General features: G+C 78.6%; 1 protein-coding gene and 1 pseudogene. One reads left to right on the plus strand and one right to left on the minus strand.

From position 1 onward, the window contains the following. Positions 1–159 precede the first annotated feature (159 nt). On the minus strand, positions 160–795 hold the full coding sequence (locus GTR02_RS21900) for a CbiQ family ECF transporter T component (protein ID WP_166609571.1): 636 nt from the start codon (positions 793–795) through the stop codon (positions 160–162). Between GTR02_RS21900 and GTR02_RS25015 the strand changes: the two are divergent. Next, positions 748–858: pseudogene (locus GTR02_RS25015) on the plus strand (helix-turn-helix domain-containing protein); the annotation flags it as partial. The gene GTR02_RS21900 and the pseudogene GTR02_RS25015 overlap by 48 nt on opposite strands. Positions 859–878 lie beyond the last annotated feature (20 nt).

Genomic DNA, 878 nt, shown 5'->3' on the forward strand with positions numbered 1-878 from the left:
CCAGCGCGGCGGCGGGCAGGGCGTGGAAGACTTGCATTCGGCGGGTGCCTTCCCTGGCAGACGACGTGGAACCGTAGAGAAGTCCCATCGTTGCAGGTCAGCAGGCACCCGCCGCCCACATCCCAGCCCACGACGCCTCACCGGGCGGTGGATCCAGGCTCAGTCGTCGACGAGGCCGCGGGCGGCCAGGGCCTCGCTGACGGCGTGCGCGTGGGCCACGGTGCGCAGCACGGTCGGGACCAGCACCGCGCGCGGGTCGCGGCCGAGTCCCCGCGCAGCGGCGGCGGCGCGGGAGTCGTCCAGCAGCCCGGCCACGACGGGGATGCTGGTGACGGCCAGCAGCAGCGCCAGCCCCACGCGGTCGGGGTCGACGCCCACGCGCCGCAGCGGCCGCAGGCCGCGCACCACGGCGTCGAGCAGGACGGGCACGGGCGTCGTGCCCGTCACGAGGGCCGCCGCCCAGACGCACGCCACGAGGGCCGCCACGACGGCCGCGGCCTGCAACGGCCCGCGGGAGAGCAGCTGCACGGCGGCGAGCAGGAGCAGCACCACCCAGAGCCGGCGCAGCTGCCCGGCGAGGTAGCGCACGCCCAGCCCGGCGGCCACGGCCAGCAGCGCGCCCCCCACCAGCAGGACCGCGAGCGCCGCGAGGGACCCGGCGCCGGGGGCCCCGGCCCGCGCCAGGCCGGTCTGGCCCTGGTCGGGCTGGCGGCCCAGCAGCGGGGCGCTCGCGTCGAGACCCCGCGGCCGGCCGCGCAGGCCGCGGTGGGCGCGGGGTTCTACGACCAGTCGCACCTCACCCGGCACTTCCGCCGGGTGCTGGGCACGACGCCCGGCCGGTTCACGAGCCGGCGCTGACCCGCGACCGCACCCACTGC

This window comes from Kineococcus siccus (assembly GCF_009906795.1).
In the GTDB taxonomy this organism is placed as follows: Bacteria; Actinomycetota; Actinomycetes; order Actinomycetales; family Kineococcaceae; genus Kineococcus; species Kineococcus siccus.